This is a genomic window from Micromonospora noduli (assembly GCF_003264365.1).
In the GTDB taxonomy this organism is placed as follows: Bacteria; Actinomycetota; Actinomycetes; order Mycobacteriales; family Micromonosporaceae; genus Micromonospora; species Micromonospora noduli.
Genome location: NZ_PYAK01000052.1, coordinates 1 through 18,174 on the forward strand (window position 1 = coordinate 1; position 18,174 = coordinate 18,174).

At 71.7% G+C, this 18,174-nt stretch carries 19 protein-coding genes, 2 tRNA genes and 1 other RNA gene; 10 read left to right on the forward strand and 12 right to left on the reverse strand.

Translation table 11 applies throughout. The features are described 5' to 3' along the window. The coding region (locus GUI43_RS26815; RefSeq protein WP_112700044.1) for a DNA polymerase III subunit gamma and tau at nt 1-2,602 on the reverse strand (2,602 nt) is incomplete at its 3' end. Nucleotides 2,603-2,805: 203 nt separating this feature from the next. Then, an RNA gene (gene ffs / locus GUI43_RS26820) (signal recognition particle sRNA small type) lies at nt 2,806-2,895 on the reverse strand. Between the two features lie 82 nt (nt 2,896-2,977). On the opposite strand from ffs, the gene GUI43_RS26825 reads away from it, so the two are divergent. Next, nucleotides 2,978-3,062, forward strand: a tRNA-Ser gene (locus GUI43_RS26825). A 197-nt stretch (nt 3,063-3,259) separates the two neighbouring features. Here GUI43_RS26825 and GUI43_RS26830 read toward each other — a convergent pair. Further along, nucleotides 3,260-3,502: a flavin reductase gene (locus GUI43_RS26830; RefSeq protein ID WP_112586814.1), complete on the reverse strand. Its 243-nt coding sequence runs from the start codon at nt 3,500-3,502 to the stop codon at nt 3,260-3,262. A 197-nt stretch (nt 3,503-3,699) separates the two neighbouring features. Between GUI43_RS26830 and GUI43_RS26835 the strand changes: the two genes are divergently transcribed. Both GUI43_RS26835 and GUI43_RS26840 read left to right on the forward strand, forming a co-directional pair. Then, entirely contained in the window at nt 3,700-4,467 is a 768-nt protein-coding gene (locus GUI43_RS26835; protein WP_091403430.1) for a helix-turn-helix domain-containing protein, read from the forward strand. Further along, nucleotides 4,458-4,649, forward strand: coding sequence for a DUF397 domain-containing protein (locus GUI43_RS26840; RefSeq protein WP_112700045.1), 192 nt, complete (start codon nt 4,458-4,460; stop codon nt 4,647-4,649). Before GUI43_RS26835 ends, GUI43_RS26840 begins: the two co-directional genes overlap by 10 nt. 36 nt (nt 4,650-4,685) lie before the next feature. Here the strand turns inward: GUI43_RS26840 and GUI43_RS34735 are convergent, their stop codons facing one another. Then, nucleotides 4,686-4,907, reverse strand: a complete 222-nt coding sequence (locus GUI43_RS34735) for a DUF1349 domain-containing protein (RefSeq protein WP_249037858.1) — start codon at nt 4,905-4,907, stop codon at nt 4,686-4,688. A gap of 124 nt (nt 4,908-5,031) precedes the next feature. Here GUI43_RS34735 and GUI43_RS26850 point away from each other — a divergent pair, with 124 nt between their 5' ends. From GUI43_RS26850 to GUI43_RS26860, 3 genes are all read left to right on the forward strand, one after another. Continuing rightward, a complete protein-coding gene (locus GUI43_RS26850) occupies nt 5,032-5,586 on the forward strand; it encodes a hypothetical protein (protein ID WP_112700047.1) in 555 nt (184 codons plus the stop codon). A gap of 93 nt (nt 5,587-5,679) precedes the next feature. Further along, complete coding sequence (locus GUI43_RS26855) at nt 5,680-6,174, forward strand: hypothetical protein (RefSeq protein ID WP_373861091.1); 495 nt, start codon at nt 5,680-5,682, stop codon at nt 6,172-6,174. Nucleotides 6,175-6,333: 159 nt separating this feature from the next. After that, nucleotides 6,334-8,757, forward strand: a complete 2,424-nt coding sequence (locus GUI43_RS26860; RefSeq protein WP_112700048.1) for a hypothetical protein — start codon at nt 6,334-6,336, stop codon at nt 8,755-8,757. 84 nt (nt 8,758-8,841) lie between these two features. Here GUI43_RS26860 and GUI43_RS26865 read toward each other — a convergent pair whose 3' ends face one another. After that, nucleotides 8,842-9,477, reverse strand: a complete 636-nt coding sequence (locus tag GUI43_RS26865; RefSeq protein WP_112700049.1) for a TetR/AcrR family transcriptional regulator — start codon at nt 9,475-9,477, stop codon at nt 8,842-8,844. A gap of 168 nt (nt 9,478-9,645) precedes the next feature. Here GUI43_RS26865 and GUI43_RS26870 point away from each other — a divergent pair, with 168 nt between their 5' ends. Continuing rightward, nucleotides 9,646-10,395, forward strand: coding sequence for an SDR family oxidoreductase (locus GUI43_RS26870; RefSeq protein WP_112586831.1), 750 nt, complete (start codon nt 9,646-9,648; stop codon nt 10,393-10,395). Between the two features lie 56 nt (nt 10,396-10,451). Here GUI43_RS26870 and GUI43_RS26875 read toward each other — a convergent pair. Further along, nucleotides 10,452-10,538: transfer RNA gene (locus tag GUI43_RS26875), tRNA-Ser, on the reverse strand. Between the two features lie 75 nt (nt 10,539-10,613). Here GUI43_RS26875 and deoD point away from each other — a divergent pair. After that, nucleotides 10,614-11,321 (forward strand): purine-nucleoside phosphorylase, encoded by a 708-nt coding sequence (deoD, locus tag GUI43_RS26880; protein WP_074315244.1) that lies wholly within the window; start codon nt 10,614-10,616, stop codon nt 11,319-11,321. A gap of 224 nt (nt 11,322-11,545) precedes the next feature. Here deoD and GUI43_RS26885 read toward each other — a convergent pair whose 3' ends face one another. From GUI43_RS26885 to GUI43_RS26900, 4 genes are read right to left on the reverse strand one after another with little or no spacing between them, the layout of a single operon-like run. Then, nucleotides 11,546-12,745 carry an ABC transporter permease gene (locus GUI43_RS26885; protein WP_112604765.1) on the reverse strand — a complete coding sequence of 400 codons (1,200 nt, stop codon included), beginning with the start codon at nt 12,743-12,745 and terminating at the stop codon, nt 11,546-11,548. Beyond that, on the reverse strand, nt 12,745-13,428 hold the full coding sequence (locus GUI43_RS26890; RefSeq protein WP_211326764.1) for an ABC transporter ATP-binding protein: 684 nt from the start codon (nt 13,426-13,428) through the stop codon (nt 12,745-12,747). The genes GUI43_RS26885 and GUI43_RS26890 overlap by 1 nt, the downstream gene beginning before the upstream one ends. 8 nt (nt 13,429-13,436) lie before the next feature. Beyond that, on the reverse strand, nt 13,437-14,528 hold the full coding sequence (locus tag GUI43_RS26895; protein WP_112700050.1) for a peptidoglycan-binding protein: 1,092 nt from the start codon (nt 14,526-14,528) through the stop codon (nt 13,437-13,439). After that, a complete protein-coding gene (locus tag GUI43_RS26900; RefSeq protein ID WP_225855149.1) occupies nt 14,525-15,037 on the reverse strand; it encodes a hypothetical protein in 513 nt (170 codons plus the stop codon). The genes GUI43_RS26895 and GUI43_RS26900 overlap by 4 nt, the downstream gene beginning before the upstream one ends. Nucleotides 15,038-15,178: 141 nt before the next feature. Between GUI43_RS26900 and GUI43_RS26905 the strand changes: the two genes are divergently transcribed. Beyond that, the gene (locus tag GUI43_RS26905; protein WP_181518658.1) at nt 15,179-15,835 is read left to right on the forward strand and encodes a response regulator transcription factor; all 657 of its coding nucleotides are present in this window, start codon (nt 15,179-15,181) and stop codon (nt 15,833-15,835) included. Beyond that, nucleotides 15,832-16,986: a sensor histidine kinase gene (locus GUI43_RS26910; protein ID WP_112700051.1), complete on the forward strand. Its 1,155-nt coding sequence runs from the start codon at nt 15,832-15,834 to the stop codon at nt 16,984-16,986. The genes GUI43_RS26905 and GUI43_RS26910 overlap by 4 nt, the downstream gene beginning before the upstream one ends. 14 nt (nt 16,987-17,000) lie before the next feature. Here GUI43_RS26910 and GUI43_RS26915 read toward each other — a convergent pair whose 3' ends face one another. Together GUI43_RS26915 and GUI43_RS26920 are read right to left on the reverse strand one after the other, a co-directional pair. Further along, nucleotides 17,001-17,447, reverse strand: coding sequence for a nucleoside deaminase (locus tag GUI43_RS26915; protein WP_112700059.1), 447 nt, complete (start codon nt 17,445-17,447; stop codon nt 17,001-17,003). A 145-nt stretch (nt 17,448-17,592) separates the two neighbouring features. Then, nucleotides 17,593-18,120, reverse strand: a complete 528-nt coding sequence (locus GUI43_RS26920) for a tRNA adenosine deaminase-associated protein (protein ID WP_112586846.1) — start codon at nt 18,118-18,120, stop codon at nt 17,593-17,595. Between the last annotated feature and the right edge of the window lie 54 nt (nt 18,121-18,174).

Genomic DNA, 18,174 nt, shown 5'->3' on the forward strand with positions numbered 1-18,174 from the left:
CGCCCGGCCGGGCTGCCGCTCCGGTACGCGCACCGCGCCCCGCCGCCGCCGCGCGAGCCGCGGCGATGGCGCTGCTCACCGGCGCACCACCGGCTGTCGCCGGCTGCCGGGCCGCCGGTGTCGGGTTACCCCGCCCGCTCGGCTTACCGCCACCGGCCGCTGACCCGGAACCGCCTGCTCCGGTGCCGTTCGCGCCACCGCCGTTGGTGCCACCACCGTTGATGCCGCTGCCGTTCGCGCCGCTCGGCGCCGGAGCGGAGTGGGAGTTCGACTCGTTTCCGGCCGACGCGCCGCCAGGTCGGGCGGCCTCCGGCCAGTCCTCGTCATCCGTAGCCTCGGCGGCGAGAGCGCCGCCGCCGGGGCGGGCCGCCGCCGGCCAGTCGCCGTCGTCGTCCGTCGCCGGGGCGGAGGGCGCTGCGCCCTGCCCACCAGCACCGTGACCAGCGGAACCCGCACCGACACCGCCACGTGAAGCCGAGCCGGCAGCGCCGGTCGGGTTCGCGTCGGTAGGCGAGGCGTTCGTCGGACCGGCGGCGGTCGGGGCGTCGGGTCCCACAGTCCCCGGCCCGGCTGCGTTCGCACCTGGCGCTGCGTTCGAGCCAGGCGCGCGGTTCGTGCTTGGCCCGGCTGGCGGCGCGCTCGTCGGGCCGGGGGCAGTCGGGGTCGCGGCGTTCGTCGCGGCGGCGGGCGTGTCCGACGTGGCTGGCGGCGCGGCGGGGCGGGCCGGTGCGGTCTGCTGGGTGCGCGGTGAGCCGGACAACGACACGCCACCGCGCTCGCCGGCCACCTCGCAGCGGATCTGCCAGCGCCCGCCCAACTCCTCGTACAGCGCGTCGGTGAGCACCGCCGCGTGGTCGGCCATCATCTTGGCCAGCACTGTGGACTTCACCGTCAGCACCAGCATGTCGCCGTCGAGTTCGCGGACGACCGCGTCGCGCATCAGGGCGGCGATCCGCTTGTTGGTCCGGTTGACCTTGCCGACCACGTCGGGCCAGACGCGGCGGACCGCTACCGCGTCCAGCGCGGCGGCCGGTGCTCCGGGTCGGGGCGGCGCGGGCGTGGCCGGGTCGGGAAGCACCGCCGACGGTGGCACCACGCGACGCGGGGCCGGCCCGGCGGGCGAGACGGGTACGGCCTGGTCAGCGGGGGCCGACCCGGTCGACGCGCCGGGGGAAGCCGGGATCGGCGAGTCGGCCGCCGAGGCGTACGTGGCCGGTGCACCGGAGGTCGGAGCGGGCGCCCGGGTGACCGAAGCAGCCGGGGCGGAAGCGCCCTGGGCCGGGGACGCCGCCTGGTCGACAGCCCACGGCGGTGCGGAGGTCGGGGCGTTCGCAGGTGCCGGGGTGGCGGCAGCCGGGACCGGGGTGGCTTGCTGTGGGCGTACCCCTGGGTGGTTGGTCGGCGCGGAACCGGCGGCGGCCGACGGCGCGTCGGTGCCGCCCACTGTGAGCCGGCGTTCCATCCGCTCCAGGCGCTGGAGCAGGCCGCCGGTGGAGTCGTCCGCGCCGGGCAGCAGCATCCGGGCGCAGATCAGCTCCAGCAGCAGGCGGGGCGCGGTGGTGCCGCGCATCTCGACCAGCCCGTTGTGCACGATGTCGGCGCAGCGGGACAGCGTGGCCGAGCCGAGCTGCGAAGCCTGGGCTGCCATCCGCTCGATCTGGTCGGCCGGGCCGTCGATGAGACCCTTCGCGGCGGCGTCCGGCACCTGCTGGATCACGATCAGGTCGCGGAGCCGCTCCAGCAGGTCGGAGGCGAACCGGCGCATGTCGTGCCCGGCCTCGGCGACCCGGTCGACGGTGGCGTACGCGGCCGCGCCGTCACCGGCGGCCAGCGCGTCGCACATCTCGTCGATCAGCGCCGAGTCGGTGACCCCGAGCAGCGCGACGGCCCGGGCGTAGCTGACCCCCTCCGCGCCGGCGCCGGCGATGAGCTGGTCGAGCACCGAGAGGCTGTCCCGCATGCTGCCGCCACCGGCGCGGACCACCAGCGGAAAGACCGCCGGCTCGACGGCGACGCCCTCGGCCTGGGTGAGCTGCTCCAGGTACGGGCGGACCACCTTCGGCGGAAACAGCCGGAACGGGTAGTGGTGGGTCCGCGACCGGATCGTGCCGAGGACCTTCTCCGGCTCGGTGGTGGCGAAGATGAACTTGACGTACTCCGGGGGCTCCTCGACCAGCTTGAGCAGGGCGTTGAAGCCCTGGGTCGAGACCATGTGCGCCTCGTCGATGATGTAGATCTTGAAGCGGCTGCTGGCCGGCGCGAAGAAGGCGCGCTCGCGCAGCTCGCGGGCGTCGTCGACACCGCCGTGGCTGGCCGCGTCGATCTCGATCACGTCGATCGAGCCGGCGCCGTCGGCGGCCAGCGAGCGGCAGGAGTCACACTTGCCGCACGGCTCGGGAGTGGGGCCCTGCTCACAGTTGAGCGAGCGGGCCATGATCCGGGCGCTGGTGGTCTTGCCGCAGCCACGGGGGCCGGAGAAGAGGTAGGCGTGGTTGAGCCGTCCGCTGCGCAGCGCCTGCGACAGCGGCTCGGTCACGTGCTCCTGACCGATGACCTCAGCGAAGGTACGCGGCCGGTACTTGCGGTAGAGCGCCAGCGTCACTCGTCCCGCCTCCTCTCGACCGAGCCATTCTGCGCCGGTCGGGCGCGGGTGACCACCCACCACCCCGGGGCGCCTGGGCCTTCGGGCTTGATCGACTCGGCTATCGGCCTTGATCGACTCGGCTTCCTGGAAACCGCGGTGTCCGCATGGCCGGGACACCGCGACATCACGGATGCCGAGTGGATCAACCGGCCCACAGACAAAAAGGCCTCCCGTGCACCCGGCAGAGCTCGCTTATCCTTGCTGCCTTCCGGCCCTGGGGAGGTTCACGAGATACCGCCGCACGGGAGGTGACGCCCAGCCTACCCGACCGCCCGTCGATCTTCAGGGGGTGGTGGGGTGGCCCGGCCGACACGGGCCTGTATCCTGGCTCGCGGAGGATTCGCCTAGAGGCCTAGGGCGCACGCTTGGAAAGCGTGTTGGGTTTACACCCTCACGAGTTCGAATCTCGTATCCTCCGCTCGCCTGAGCAGCACGAACGACAGGGCCGGCCCTAACGGGGACCGGCCCTGAGTCGTCTGCGCGGTGGCGTCAGCCCACCACCTGGACGTGCCCCGCGCCCTGCGCCGAGAACCACCCCTCCCCGAACACCACCTTGCCGTATCACTTCGACCTCCGGAACCTAGCGTGTTCTCGCTTCGCAGCTAGCTGGCGAGGTCAGGCGCGGGCGCGGGCCCAGGAGAGGAAGCGGTCGGTCAGCCGGGCCGGGTCGACGTCGGTGAGGTGTTCGCCGGCCTCTGTTTGCAGCGCCGCCAGGTAGACGGTCAACGCGAGCCGGTCGTGCCGGTATTCGCCGAGCAGCCGCAGCTTCGCCGCCGAGCAGGGCCAGGCGATGCCGCACTCGGCACAGCGCCAGGTGGGTCGGGTCGGCAGGTGGTTCCGGTGGCGGCGGCGGGGCATGGGCGGATCTCCTTCGCGGTGGACGGGGGCCGCCCCGCCTCCCCGTCGGGGCGACCCCGGACTGACGCCGACCGCCGGGCTCCTGCGCCTCCACCGGCCACGCCGTCTTCTGTGGACCACCCTCGGGAGAGTTACGGGACAGATACACCGCGTAGCGATATGGTTGCCAGATATTCAGGACATCCAATGGAGGGGCCGTGAACGACGCGCTTCGGGTGGCGCTCAGCGACACCGGGCACACCACCGAATCCCTCGCCGAGACCGTCGGCGTCGACCCGAAGACCGTGGGGCGCTGGTTGACCGAGGACCGCATCCCGCATCCACGCCACCGGCTGGCGGCCGCGGAGGCGCTGCACAAGGACGTGTCGGACATCTGGCCGGACACTTCAAGACGTCGTGATCCCATTTGGTTTCGTCCGTGGCAGGAGATCGAGCGCGAGGCGGTGTCGCTTCGCTGGTTCGAGTCGACAGTTCTGCCGGGGTTGCTCCAGACCGAGGCGTACGCCCGCGCGGTGCTGGGCGACGCGGGCCTGATCCCTCGGGGTGAGATCGAGCGGCATCTCACGGTCCGGCTCGGCCGGCAGGGCATCCTCAAGCGGGACGACCCGCCGCAGTTCACGGCGGTCGTCGACGAGGCGGTCATCCGCCGTCCGGTGGGCGGCCGGTCGACGATGCGCGAGCAACTGCTGGCCGTGGCGGCGGCGTGCGTCGAGCCGCACATCCGGGTGCACGTCGTGCCCAGCACGGTCGGCGCCTATGCCGGCCTCAACGGACCTTTCGTGATCGCGCACAGCCACGACCACCGGGTCGCCGGCTACCTCGACAACCAACTTCAGGGACAAGTGGCTAGCGACCCCGAGGACATCGCGGCCATGATGGCGGCATGGGAGAACGTGCGCGGCGAGGCGTTGTCCCACTGGCAGTCGGTCGAACTCATCCAGGAAGTGGCGGAGTCATGGAGCTGAACGGCGCCCGGTGGCGCAAGAGCAGCCGCAGCAGCGGCAACGGCGGCGCCTGCGTCGAGGTCGCCGACAACCTGCCCGGCGTCATCGGCGTACGGGATTCAAAGGACCCGACCGGCCCGGCGCTCGCCTTCGCGCCCACGGCCTGGCGCGCGTTCGTCACCCAGCTCACCCGGCGCACCTGACCTGCACCCGGTCACACGCCCACCGCGGCAGGTAGGTCAGGAGCCGTCGCGGAGATCGCCCAGACGCTCCGCCCGGAACGTGATCTCGTCGAAGGTCACGCCGCACCCCTCACCGGTCGGGGACTGGCCAGCGAGGCCGATCCGGTCGCGAGACGTGTCCGGGTCGAGGAGGAAGACGCGAATCAACTGCCAGGTCTCCCCGTCGACCGAGGCGTGGTACGCGTAGACCCCGTCGATCCGGGAGACCCGCAGCCACACCGTCGCCCCTGCTCGCCGGTGCCCCGCTCGTGGGGCGAGACCCCGGTACCGTGCCAGGCACCGACGGGCCGGCATCCCGTCGTACACATGTTCTATCCACAGGCTGTGGACGACCGGAGGTTTCATGGGTTACCAGCTCAGCGCGGTGGTCGCGGACATCGAACTGCTCCGCGAGCAGACCGCAGAGCTGGATCACGCGGTCCTGGGCGAGCTGCGCCAGGATTTCGGGCTGCTGCCGGTCACGCCCCAGTTGGTGGTCGAGCTGACCGGGTCGCTGCCTGATTACGCGACGGACGACCGCAGCGCCGAGCATCCGTTCGGCCTGGTGTTGTCGACGGCGCTGGTCGAGGTGCTGACCCGCTGGTCACAGTCGGGGCCGGTGGCCTATCTGGAGGCGGAGTTCGGTGGCGGAGCCGGCTACCAGTCGGCGGCGGTGTGGCTGGGCGGGGTGCCGTCCTGGGGCCCACGCTTCGACGACGAGTTGGATGGGCCGCGCGAGCGGTGGCCGATCAACGGTGCCCTGACCCAGCTGGGTGTCGAGCCCGGCACGTGGATCGACCCGTTCGCCGAACTGGGGTTGCACCTGGAGCGGAACACCGACGGTTGGCTGGCACACGGGCGGCGTCGACTCAGCGCCGACTACTGGGACGAGCTGGTCGAACAGTGGGAAAACCAGTAATCCGGCGTTCGGCAGCAACCTGAACGCTCCCGTTCCGTTGGGGGACTGGGGGATTCCATGAAATTGCGACAATTTGCATTTATCGCCACACTGCTGACGGCTGCCTCGATCGCGGGCAGCGGCGTACCACCAACCGGGTCGATCCCGAACGGCCGGCCCGCCGGCAACGTGGAAATCATTGACCTGAACGGCCTGCGCAACATCGAGTTCGGTGCCACCGAGGACGAGCTGACCCGACGCGGCATCCTGCGTACCAGCCTGGACGCCTGCGGGCCGATGCTCGCCGGCCACGACACGGTCAGCCCGGTCTTCATGGAAGACAAGCTCGTGCTGCTCTGGGTCGGCGACCCGATGCGGACACCGGAGGGCATAGCGGCAGGCTCACCCGTCGATGAGGTCTGGGACCGCTACCCGGAGGTCAGCCGGTTGCGCGCTCCACAGGGGACGCGTCGCCTCGACGGGTTGCTCGCCCGCAGCGGCGACCGCGCGTACCTGTTCCTGCACGACGGGCGCACGGTCCGAAAAACCATCGCCGGGTACGCGGACTGGGCCCGCCGCCTCTTCGACGAGGGCGTCGGCCCCTGCTGAAGCGCCGTTCAGCTGGTGCCCGACAAGCCGATTGTTGGTCATCGAGCTTCGTGAAATTATGCCTCCGCTCGCGCAGATCGCGCGACTCTAGCGGGGGAGCCAAGCGTGCGTACAACCGTGCTCGATCCAGTGTGGAGATACCTGGCGAGGTGGACGGCCGTGGCCGCCCTCAGCGCCGCCGGGGCGGGCCTGCTGGCCGGTCCTGCCACCGCCGCCCCGACCGGCGAGCAGCCAGCGCGACCGGCAGTGACGACCGAGCAGCCGCGCAGGGCCACCAAGCCGGCGCAGGCGCCGGTCATCCCGGCGGCCACCGAGACCCAGGCGAAGGTCGGCAGCACGGCGGCCACCTGCGGCGGACAGCTTCCGCTGGGCACGGTCAAGAACTGCGCGTCGATCGCCGACGCCGCAAAGCAGACGTGGACGATCACCTCGACCGTTGACCAGGACACCCTCTACATCCGGCTCCGAGCAATCTCCGGTGACGGTGTCGGGGCCGAGGTCAAGGGCCCCGATGGCACCCACGCCTGCTACGTCAGCTCATACCTGACGGACTGCGTGCTCGGCGCCGCGGGCACCTACACGGTGACGGTGGCTCTCAGCCACAACACCGGCAAGGGCGCCTACTCGCTGTCGGCAGAGTCGATGCGAGCCCCCTCCACCTGCGCCAATCTGCCCGAGGGCTTCTTCTCCTTCGCCTCGACCGGACGCAGCGGCACGCTGCCCGCCGGCCTGGCCGCCCGCTGCTTCACGTTCAAGCAGCCCGCCGGCACGGTCCTGCACCTGGCCGACCCGGGCGGCGAGGAGGACATCCAGGGCGCCATCCTCAACGGGCAGTTCCAGCCGGTCTGCTCGGTGCGCTACCCCACGGACTGCACGCTCGAAGGGTCCGGGCCGTACCGGCTCTTCCTTCAGGAGACCTACGGCAACAAGGCCGCCTACACCCTCAAGATGCCGCGGCTCTCGCGGTCCGTCGGCTGCCCGGCCCTGCCCCTGACCGCATTCGGGGACCCGGGCGCGGCGATCGGGACCGGCACCGTGCCGCCGAACCAGGGCATCAGCTGTCAAGCGCTGCGGGTCACCACCCCCGGCCCGCTGGTCGTCCGCATGGAGCAGTACGCGAACCAGTACCTCAACTGGCAGGTGTACGACGAGGCCGGACGAGTGGTGTGCACGGAGTGGGACTCCTCGCGGTCCTGCGCCGCACCGACGGCCGGCAACTACACGTTCGTGGCGCAGAACTGGAACTGGGAACCGGTCACCTATCAGGTGGCGGTGGCCCGGCTCGACCAGCTCGAAGGTTGTGCCGCCCCCACCGGGCTCGGGTGGGACCAGCCGACCCTGACGGTGCACCAGACCTCGGCGGTGCAGACCAACTGCCAGCCGTTCCACGGCGAGGCCGGTGAGCGCGTCATGGTCTACCGGACCCCGGACCGGTACAACGACGTCTCCTCCTGGCTCGTCGACGAGCAGGGCGGCGTGGTGTGCACCGAGACCACGGAGGGGGAGGACGGTTGCGTCCTTCCGTCGACCGGGACCTTCCGGGTCATCTCCTACCTCTCCCGCTGGGAGTCGGAGGACACCGACCTGACCTACCGGATGCAGGTGCGCAGCCTCTCGGACGCGACCGGCTGCCCGACGGTCACGCCCGGTGCGTACAACGCCGCCCCGGCCGGCCCGCTCGGCGCCGTCCGGTGCCGCGTCCTGGACCTCCCCGCCGCAGGCGCCTACCGGGTCAAGGCGGTCGGGGAAGACAACTACCGGCAGTACGCGAACGTCTACGACAGCACCGGCCACCGGGTGTGCACGGACGAGTCGTGTCAGGTCCCCACCGCCGGCAGGTACACGCTCGTGCTCGGTGGCGGTGCTCCGGACTCCGTGATCGACGAGGGCCTGCGGTACCACCTCGCGGTGCTGCCGTGGTTGCCGTCCGACTGCCGGCCGGCGTCCGACACCGGTTGGCAGGACGCACCGGTACGAGGGCAGCTCGCCAACCCCGCGCAGTACGACTGCCTTCAGCTGAGCAGCCCTTCCGGCGCCCTCATCACCGAACTGCTCCCGGGTGACGCCACGGGAGCCGGCTCGCCCGACGTGACGGTGATCGACTCCACCGGGGCATTCATGTGTGACTCCTCCTGGGCGCTGCGCCAGTACCACTGCGAGCTGACCGGCCAGGCGCCGTTCCTCGCCGTGCTCAACTCGCGCAACGGCGCCTCGGACGGGCCGTACTCGCTCGCGTTCGCACGTACCGACGGCCCGCCCGCCTGCCCGACGCTGCCGGCGGGTGCGACGGGTGCCACGGTGACGACGGGTGCGGACCGGTTCGGGGTCTGTTTCTCGATCCCGGCCGACGCTCGCGCCGCCACGGAGTCGTTCACGTGGAAGCGGACCGACGGTACCGGTGACGCTCGCCTGTCGGTGTTCGACTCGGAGGGGCGTCGCTACTGCGGCCCGACCGGTTACGCCGTCGAGCGGACCATTTCCTGCTCGCTACCTGACGGACCAGTCACGGTGATCCTGGAGGCGGACGGCGTCGACGCCGCGTACCAGTTGACCCACCGCGACCCCAGCAACCCCGGCGCGTGACGGGCGGCGAGCCGGCTCTCCACTCGGAGAGCCGGCTCGCCGAACACCACAGCGTCAGCGGCCGAGCGACCGCCAGAAGTCGTACTAATGGACCGTCGCGAAATCGCTCGTTCCCGGCCGCGCCCCGGACGCGGCGACGAAACCGGCGAGCGCGATCTCCGCGGCCTGTCGCAGGTCGTCCCGGCTGACTCCGGCGGCGGCATGCACCGCCTGCCCCTCGGTGACGATCATGACGAAGCGGGCGAGCGCTACCGGATCGGCGTGCGCGGGTAGGTCGCCTTCGGCGACGGCGCGAGCGAGCCGGTCGGCGAGGGCACCTTCACCGCCCAGGCGGCTGGCGGCGAGGAACCCGGCGATGGGCGCGTTCTCGGTGGAGCAGCTGGTGCCGCCCTGGATCGACAGGCAACCGGCCGGCCGGTCGGTCCGGGTCACGGCGACCACGTTCTCGCGCAGCAGGGTGGCGACCACCTCGTACGCGGTCGGTTGGGCGAAGGCGTCCCGCGCGTACCCCATGTCCTTTTCGGCGTAGAGGGCCACGGCCTTGCGGAACAGCTCCTCCTTACTGCCGAAGGCGGCGTAGAGGCTGGGCTTGTTGATCCCCATCGCCTCGCTGAGGTCGCTCACCGAGGCGCCTTCGTACCCCTGACGCCAGAACACCTCCACAGCGCGCTCCAGCGCCTCGTCGGCGTCGAAGCCCCGTGGCCGACCTCGCTGCGGCACAGCCCATCACCCCTTCTTCGCCATCCTACCGGCAGCGAAAACCGATCGGTACAGAAATTTGCGGACCCGGTCGACGGTTGCTACGGTCGGATATGTACTGCTCGGTACAGAACATGCTGGAGGCCCGGCCGGCCGCACACCGCCACACCCCAACAGAGGAGATCCATCGTGGGACAGCTCGACGGCAAGACCGCCCTCGTCACCGGGGGCACCACTGGCATCGGCCTGGCCGCCGCCCGCCGCTTCGCCGCCGAAGGCGCGTACGTCTTCGTCACCGGTCGCCGCAAGGGCCCGGTGGACGAGGCCGTCGCCAGCATCGGCGCGAACGTCACCGGCATCGCCAGCGATGTCAGCAAGCTCGACGACCTGGACCGGGTGATGCGGGCGATCGAGGAGCGGGGCGCCGGCCTGGACGTGGTGTTCGCCAACGCCGGCGGTGGCGAGTTCCGGTCGCTCGACTCGATCACTGTCGAGCACGTGGCCACCACCTTCGACACCAACATCTACGGCACCATCTTCACAGTGCAGAAGGCCCTGCCCCTGCTCAACGAGGGCGCGTCGATCGTGCTGACCGGCTCGACCGCAGCCAGCAACGGCACCCCGGCGTTCAGTGTCTACGCCGCGTCCAAGGCGGCCATCCGCTCGTTCGGCCGCACCTGGGCCGCCGAGCTGATCGGCCGGAAGATCCGGGTCAACACCCTGATCCCCGGCTCGACCGAGACCCCCGGGCTCGCGGGCCTCGCGCCGAGCCCCGCGGAGGCCCCCGGGTTGCTGAAGGCCATCGCCTCGGGCGTGCCCATGCAGCGCATGGCACACCCGGACGAGATCGCCAACGCCGCGCTCTTCCTCGCCTCCGACCAGAGCAGCTTCATGACCGGCGGCGAGCTGTTCGTCGACGGCGGCGAGCAGCAGCTCTGACGCGAAAACGCCCGGCCGATCCTCGCGGATCGACCGGGCGTTTCTGCATCTCAGAGCGGTGGCGGAGGGATTTGAACCCTCGGAGGGCGTTAACCCTCACACGCTTTCGAGGCGTGCTCCTTAGGCCGCTCGGACACGCCACCGCCGACGAGGGTACAGGACCGCCGGTTCCGACGCCGAACCGGTATCGCCCGGGCCGGCCTGGCAGGATCTTTGCCATGAGTACGCACATCGGCGCGAAGCCGGGCGAGATCGCCGAGCGGGTCCTGATGCCGGGTGACCCCCTGCGGGCCAAGTGGATCGCGGAGACCTACCTCGAGGGCGCCACCTGCTACTCGACGGTTCGGGGCATGCTGGGCTTCACCGGCCGCTGGAACGGCGTCGAGGTTTCCGTTCAGGGCTCCGGCATGGGCATGCCGTCGGCCTCCATCTACGCCCACGAACTGATCAACGAGTACGGCGTGAAGACGCTGATCCGGGTCGGCTCCTGTGGTGCCCTCAGCACCGACCTGCAACTGCGGGACGTGGTGGCCGCGATCGGGTCGTCCACCGACTCGAACATGAACCGGATGCGCTTCGACGGGCTGATCGACTACGCCCCGGTGGCCGACTTCGGGCTGCTGCGTACGTCGGTCGAGGTGGCCGAGCGGCGCGGCATCACCATGCACGTGGGGCCGATCCTGGCGGCGGACGCCTTCTACACCGACCGGCCGGACCTTTACGACACCCTCGCCGACTACGGCGTGCTGGCGGTGGAGATGGAGTCGGCGGCGCTCTACACGATCGCTGCCCGGTTCAAGGCCCGTGCGCTGACCGTGTTGACAGTCAGCGACCACATCAAGACCGGTGAGAAGACCACCTCGGAGGAGCGCGAGCAGACCTTCAGTCAGATGGTCGAGATCGCCCTCGACACGATCATCGCCTGATCCATTCCGGCGGGCGCTGGCACTGCCGAGAGCGGTATGACTCAGAGGTATAAATATGCCTCAGAGTCATACCGCTCTTCCACATATGCCGGGCCCAGACCGCCACACCGGCCCGACCGCGCCACACCGGCCCGACCGCGCCACGCCGGGCCCGGACCGCGGCGCCGGCCCGACCCGCGCCACGCCAGGCCAGACCGCGATGCCAGCCCGACCCGCCACCCCCGTCAGGCGGCGGCCAGCGCCTCGGTCGGCGCCAGGCGGGCGGCGCGCACCGCCGGGTAGAGGCCGGCGAAGCCGCCGATGACCAGCGTCGCGCCCACCCCGCCGAGCATCGCCCAGGCCGGCACCACTGTCGGCCAGTCCTGCGACAGCGCGTAGCCCGAGGTGACCAGGATGCCCAGCACCACCCCACCGATCCCGCCGAGCGCGGAGAGCAGCAGCGATTCGGTGAGGAACTGGGCCCGTACCTGACCGCGGGTGGCGCCCAGTGACCGGCGCAGGCCGATCTCGGCTCGGCGTTCCAGCACCGAGATCACCATGGTGTTCGCCACACCGACCCCACCGACCAGCAGGGCGACCGCGCCCAGGCCCAGCAACAGGCCGGTGAACGCGTCGTCGGTCGCCTCGGCGGCGGCCAGCGCGTCCGAGGGCCTGGACACCTCGACCTCGTTCGGCGCCTCCGGATTGGTGGTCGCGCCGAGCACCGACCGGACCGCCTCGACCTGCGACTCCTGCGCCCGGGTGTAGACGGTGGTCGGGTGACCGTCGAAGCCCAGGTATTCGGCCGCCGCCGCCCAGCCGACCAACGCCGACGTGTCCAACTCCGGGGCGAGCGGTGCGGCGGCGAGGGTGCCGACCACTGTGAACGGCCGCCCACCCAGCCACACCTGCACCTGCGGGTCCGCCGAGGTGATCCCGAGCCGCTGCGCGGCGGTGGCACCGAGCACGACCGCCGGGTAGCGGGCGGTCGCCTCGTTGAGCCAGGTGCCGGTGGTCACCTCGGCTCCCACGGTGCCGAGCAGGTCCAGCCGGGCCGCGCGGGTGGCGATGCCACCGGTCTCCGCCGCCGGAATCCGGTCCGAGCGGTACACCTTGGCGTCGGGCACCTGCCCGGTCGCGGACACCTCCGTCACCGGACCGATCCGCCCGATCATCGCGATCGACTCCTCGGGCAGTTGGGCGTCCGCGCCGAACAGGGTGGTGCCCGGCTCGACGGTGAGCAGGTTGGTGCCGAGCGCGTCGAGCGCCCGGTCCAGCTCGGCCCGGGACGACGAGGAGATGCCGACCACCGCGATCATCGCTGCGATGCCGATCGCGATGCCCAACGCGGAGAGGAACGCCCGCAGGGGACGGGTCCGCAGCCCCACCCCACCGACGCGCACGACGTCCGCCGGCCGCAGTCGGGCCGGGGTCAGCGTCGCCATCAGCCGACCCCACCCGACGCGAGGGCCGAGTCGTGCCGCACCGCGCCGTCGCGCATCCGCACCTGCCGGGGCAGGCTTCCTGCGATCTCCCGATCATGGGTGATCACCACGACGGTGGTGCCGGCCCGGTGCAGATCGTGCAGCAACTCCAACACCCCGGCACCGGAGTGGGAGTCGAGGTTGCCGGTCGGCTCGTCGGCGAGCAGCACCGCCGGCTCGCCGACCACCGCGCGGGCCACTGCCACCCGCTGCCGTTCCCCGCCGGACAGCTCGTGCGGCCGGTGCCCCAACCGGTGGCCCAGGCCGACCCGGACCAACGCGGCCTCCGCCCGTTCGCGCCGCCGCCTCAGCGGTACGCCGGAGTAGAGCAACCCGTCGGCCACGTTGTCCACGACCGGGACGCCAGGAGCGAGGTGGAACTGCTGGAAGACGAAGCCGATCCGGGTGGCCCGCAGCGCGGACAGTTCCCGGTCGGTCAGCTTCGCCGCGTCGTACCCGTCGATGAGGACGCTGCCCGACGACGGCCGGTCCAGGGTGCCGATCAGGTGCAGCATGGTCGACTTGCCCGATCCGGACGGGCCGACGATCGCGACCAACTCGCCGTGACCGATCCGCAGCGACACGTCGTCCAACGCGACGACGCCGCCGGCGTACCGCTTGCTGACCCGGTCGAGCACGATCACCTCGCCGCTCACGTCGGCACCACCACCGACGTGCCCTCGGTGAGGCCCGTACCGGTGACCTCCACCCGGCCGTCGGCGAACAACCCGGTGGTCACCGCGAGGACCCGGCTCGCGTCGCCCTCGGCGACCTGGACGCCGTAGCCGCCCTCGGCCAGCGCCAACAGGGCCGCCACCGGCACGGTGAGCACGTCGCGGCGCTCCGAGACGGTGAACGTCACGTCCGCGCTGGCCTGGTCGAAGCCGGTGAGGGCCTTCGGGTCGGTCACCGCGACGGTCACCTCGATCTTCGTCTCGGCGTCGCCGGCCTGCCCGTTGGCGCCGGTCGCGCCGGCCTGGACGACCGTTTCGACAGTGCTGATCGTGCCCGCCACCGTCCCGCCGTCCGGCAGCCGCACGGTGACCTTCGCGTCGCGCCTGGCCAACCGCTGGTCGTCCACGTCCAACTCGACGGTGACGACCCGGCTGGTGCCGGTGTACGTCAGCACCGCCTGGCCGGGCTGGGTGAGATCGCCGACGTCGACCTGGTGGCTCTCCACCCGGACCTCCCGGTCGGCGTACACGACCCGCCCCGGCTCGACCCGACCGGTCTCGCTCAGGCCCAGATCGTCCTGCCAGTCCCGGACGGCGTCCGCGGTGGCGCCGGTGTACTCGTCGTCGACAGTGAAGCCGGTGTAGCCCAGCGCTTCGAGGTTCCGCTCGAACTGCGCGACGTCGGGCCCCTCCACCCCGGGGGCGAGGGTCCGGTACGCGGGCAACCCGCCGTAGAGCAGCACCACCTCCTCGTTGTCGACCAGGTAGAGCGCCTTGCCCCGCCGCACCGTCGACCCGGTGGCCGCCAGCCCGGTGACGGTGCCGTTGAGCCTCGCCGTGGCGGTACGCGTCGCGCCGTACCCCAGCTCACCGTCCGCGGTCTCCGAGTCGGCGAGGGTCTGCCGGGTGACAGTGGCGGTGGCGGGTGGCGCGCCGCCGGCCTGGGCGCGGCCCCCGTCGGCGCCGCCGCCGAAGCCCACCGCGGCGACCACGCCCACGGCGGCGACCAGCAGGACGACGCCGCCGGTGACGGCGGCGCGCAACCGCGAGCGTCGGATGGGGCCGGTCACCGGCCACCTCCGAACTGCGGCGCGTGCTGCCGGCACTTCTCCAGCGCGGCCTTCATGGCCGGGTCGCCGATGTTGATCGCGTTGCCCCCCGCCCCGATACGGACCCGCCCGTCGGCGTCCGGGTCCGGGAAGTCCGGCACCCCGTTCTCCCGCATGCACTTGGCCAGCGTCCGCATCTGCTCGGCCTGCTCGGGGTTGAGCTGCGGTCCCTGCCCGCCGTTGGGCAGCTTGTCCTGGCACTTCTCCATGGCCGCCTGGACCTTCTGCTGATCCACATCCGCACCGAACCGGAAGCCGGGACGCCCGCCCGCCTCCGGGTCGGGCATGTCCACCCCGTTCTCCCGCATGCAACGGGCGAAGGCGAGTTGCCGCTCCGAGTCACTGACCGGCGTGCCGCTCGCCGTGGCCTCGGCCTTCGCCCCACCGGCGGTAGCGACCCCGCCGCCGTCGTCGCCTCCCGCGCCGCACCCGGACAGCGCCAGGGCGAGCAGGACGGGGATCGCAAGCATCTGTCGTCGCATGGTGTCCGCTTCCGCTCAGGTCCGGCGCGGTTCGCCGAACGTGACACCCAGTGCACGGCAGCGGGCGTATCCCCGGCGTTACCGTCGGCGGTTATGCCGGCGTTACCGCACCCCGAGCACCATTGAGGGGTGAGAGTGCTGGTGGTCGAGGACGAGAACGTGCTGGCGGACGCCATCGCCGAGTGGCTGCGTCGGGAGTCGTTCGCTGTCGACGTGGCGTACGACGGGGACGCCGCGTTGGAACGGCTCGGCGTCAACGAGTACGCCGTGGTGGTCCTGGACCGGGACCTGCCGGTGGTGCACGGCGACGACGTGTGCCGGGCGATCGTGGACGCGGGCGGGGAGACCCGGGTGCTGATGCTTACCGCGTCGGCGGCGGTCCGGGAACGGGTGGCGGGGTTGGCGCTCGGCGCCGACGACTACCTGACCAAGCCGTTCGCCCTGGTCGAGCTGTCGGCCCGGGTGCACGCGCTGACCCGCCGGTCCCGCCCGGCGGCACCGCCGACGCTGCGTCGCGCCGGCATCCAGCTCGACCCGGCCCGACACGAGGTACGCCGTGACGACCGGCACGTGGCGCTGTCCCGCAAGGAGTTCGCGGTGCTGGCCGAGCTGCTGCGCGCCGACGGCGCGGTGGTCTCCGCCGAGGACCTGCTGGAACGCGCCTGGGACGAGCACATCGACCCGTTCACCAACGTGGTCCGGGTGACAGTCATGAAGCTGCGCCGCAAACTCGGCGACCCACCGGTGATCGAGACGGTCCCCGGGGCGGGGTACCAGATCCGATGAAACGCCTGACGATCCGCGCCCGGCTCACCCTCATCTACGGCGGGCTCTTCCTGTTGGCCGGAGTGGTCCTGCTCGCCGTCACGTACGTGCTGGTGGATCAGCGGATGCCGCAGCCGTTCGGGGTGAGCCTGCGAGACCTGCCGAAGACAGCCCCCACGACGCCCAGCGGGCAGAACGTCGACAACCTGCGCGCCCTGTTGCAGGAGGTGCAGGACGAGGCGAAGCGCAATGCGTTGGAGTCACTGCTCACCCAGGGCGGTATCGCGTTGATCGTGGTGTCGACGGTGGCGATCGCGTTCGGCTGGCTGCTCGCCGGTCGGGCGTTGCAGCCCCTGCTCCAGATCACAGGCACGGCCCGCCGGATCGCCGGCGCGGACACCGCCGGCCGTGGTCTGCACGAGCGGATCGCGCTCACCGGCCCTCCCGACGAGGTACGCGAACTCGCCGACACCTTCGACGAGATGCTGGAACGGCTGGATCGCTCCTTCGACGGGCAGCGCCGGTTCGTGGCGAACGCCTCGCACGAGCTGCGTACGCCGCTGGCGCTCAACCGCGCCCTGGTGGAGCTGGCGATCACCCGCTCGGACGCGTCGGCGGAGACCCGGCGACTGGGCGAGTCGCTGTTGGCGGTCAACGAACGCCACGAGCGGCTGATCGACGGTCTGCTGACCCTGGCCGACTCGGAGAACGAGCTGACCGAGCGTACGCCGGTCGACCTGGCCGAGGTCTGCGCGCACACGACCGATCAGGCCGGGAAGCAGGCACCCGACGTGCGGGTTCGGCGGGCCCTGGCCCCGGCGCCCACCAGCGGCGACCCGGTGCTGTTGGAGCGGCTCACGTTCAACCTGGTGGAGAACGCGCTGCGCCACAACCTGCCCGCCGACGGTTGGGTGGAGGTGCGCACCGGACTGGTCGACGGTCGGCCCACCCTGACGGTGACCAACACCGGCCCGGTCATCCCCGGCTACGACGTCGAGACGATGTTCCAGCCCTTCCGCCGGCTGTCGCGGGAGCGGGTCGTCGGCGCGCGGGGCTTCGGGCTGGGGCTGTCCATCGTCCGCGCGGTGGCCCGGGCTCACGGCGGCACCGCCGAGGCGCAGCCCCGGCCGGACGGCGGTCTGATCGTCACGGTCACACTGCCGCCGGCCTGACCGGCGACGCGGCTTCAGCGGAAGAACGCGCGCAGGACGGTGGCGGTCTCAGCCTCCAGCACCCCGCCGTAGACCTCGGGGCGGTGGTTGAGCCGACGGTCCCGCAGCACGTCCCAGAGCGATCCGGCCGCGCCGGTCTTGGGCTCCCACGCGCCGAACACGACTGTGGAGACCCGGGCCAGCACCAGCGCCCCGGAGCACATGGTGCACGGTTCGAGGGTGACCACCAGGGTGCAGCCGTCCAGCCGCCACCGGCCGGTGCGCTCGGCACCCCGGCGCAGGGCCAGCACCTCGGCGTGGGCGGTGGGGTCGCCGGTCAGCTCGCGCTCGTTGCGTCCGGTGGCCAACTCGGTGCCGTCGGGCCCGTAGAGCACCGCCCCCACCGGCACGTCGTCGACGTCGGTACTGACCGTGTCGTCGACGGGTGGACCGGCGACGGCGATCTCCAGGGCGCGACGCATCCACAGCTCGTGCCGCTGTCGTCGGCCGACCTCGCCCGGGTCCGCCAAACCCTCGTGGGCGCCGGGCCCGGCGCGGCCCACGACGCCGGGGGTCGGCTGGCCCGGTCGGATCGACTCCAGCGACGGATCGGTGGCGTCGGCCGGCTCAGACCTCACGCAGCTCCTCGACCTCGTCGGCGCAGCCGAGCACCTGGCAGATCTCGGCGGTGACGTCCGCCGGCATCATCCCCTCGTGGGTGCAGAGGGTCAGCAGCTTCTGCGCGGAGATGCCCAGGTTGGCCAGCAGGTCGGCGTCACCGACCGGGTCGGCCTCCGGGTCGACGACGGGCTGCTCGCTCTCCTCGTCACCGGTGCTCACCGGGCGTGGCTCGTCGTCACCGTCGAGCCCGGTGACCGAGGTCTTCAGGTCACCGACCAGCAGCGCCCCGAGCTGCGACTCCTCGGCGTACGCGGAGTCCGAACCGAACACCCGCAGGTCCTCGCCCTCGTCGAGGCGCAGGATCACCAGGTACGCGTCGTCGCCCTCGACGAAGAGCAGCGACACGTCGGCCTCCTGGTCGACGTCACGCAGCCGGTCGGCAACCTCGTCGATGTCGGTGGCGCCACGCAGGCTGACCTCGGCGGCGGTCCAGCCACTGTCGTCGCGCACCACGGCCGCAGCGAAGTACGACACGGTCCCCCCAATAGCCCTCGACACAGCGTCGACTCGTTACGCGTGCACGTTAGC

What these genes read in the sequence shown, in the direction of transcription:
- deoD (WP_074315244.1), top strand. Translation starts at nt 10,614, where the DNA reads ATGAGTACGCACATCGGCGCGAAGCCGGGCGAGATCGCCGAGCGGGTC.
- GUI43_RS26900 (WP_225855149.1), bottom strand. Translation starts at nt 15,037, where the DNA reads ATGCTTGCGATCCCCGTCCTGCTCGCCCTGGCGCTGTCCGGGTGCGGC.
- GUI43_RS26910 (WP_112700051.1), top strand. Translation starts at nt 15,832, where the DNA reads ATGAAACGCCTGACGATCCGCGCCCGGCTCACCCTCATCTACGGCGGG.
- GUI43_RS26830 (WP_112586814.1), bottom strand. Translation starts at nt 3,502, where the DNA reads ATGCCCCGCCGCCGCCACCGGAACCACCTGCCGACCCGACCCACCTGG.
- GUI43_RS26915 (WP_112700059.1), bottom strand. Translation starts at nt 17,447, where the DNA reads ATGCGTCGCGCCCTGGAGATCGCCGTCGCCGGTCCACCCGTCGACGAC.
- GUI43_RS26840 (WP_112700045.1), top strand. Translation starts at nt 4,458, where the DNA reads ATGGAGCTGAACGGCGCCCGGTGGCGCAAGAGCAGCCGCAGCAGCGGC.
- GUI43_RS26885 (WP_112604765.1), bottom strand. Translation starts at nt 12,745, where the DNA reads ATGGCGACGCTGACCCCGGCCCGACTGCGGCCGGCGGACGTCGTGCGC.
- GUI43_RS26850 (WP_112700047.1), top strand. Translation starts at nt 5,032, where the DNA reads ATGGGTTACCAGCTCAGCGCGGTGGTCGCGGACATCGAACTGCTCCGC.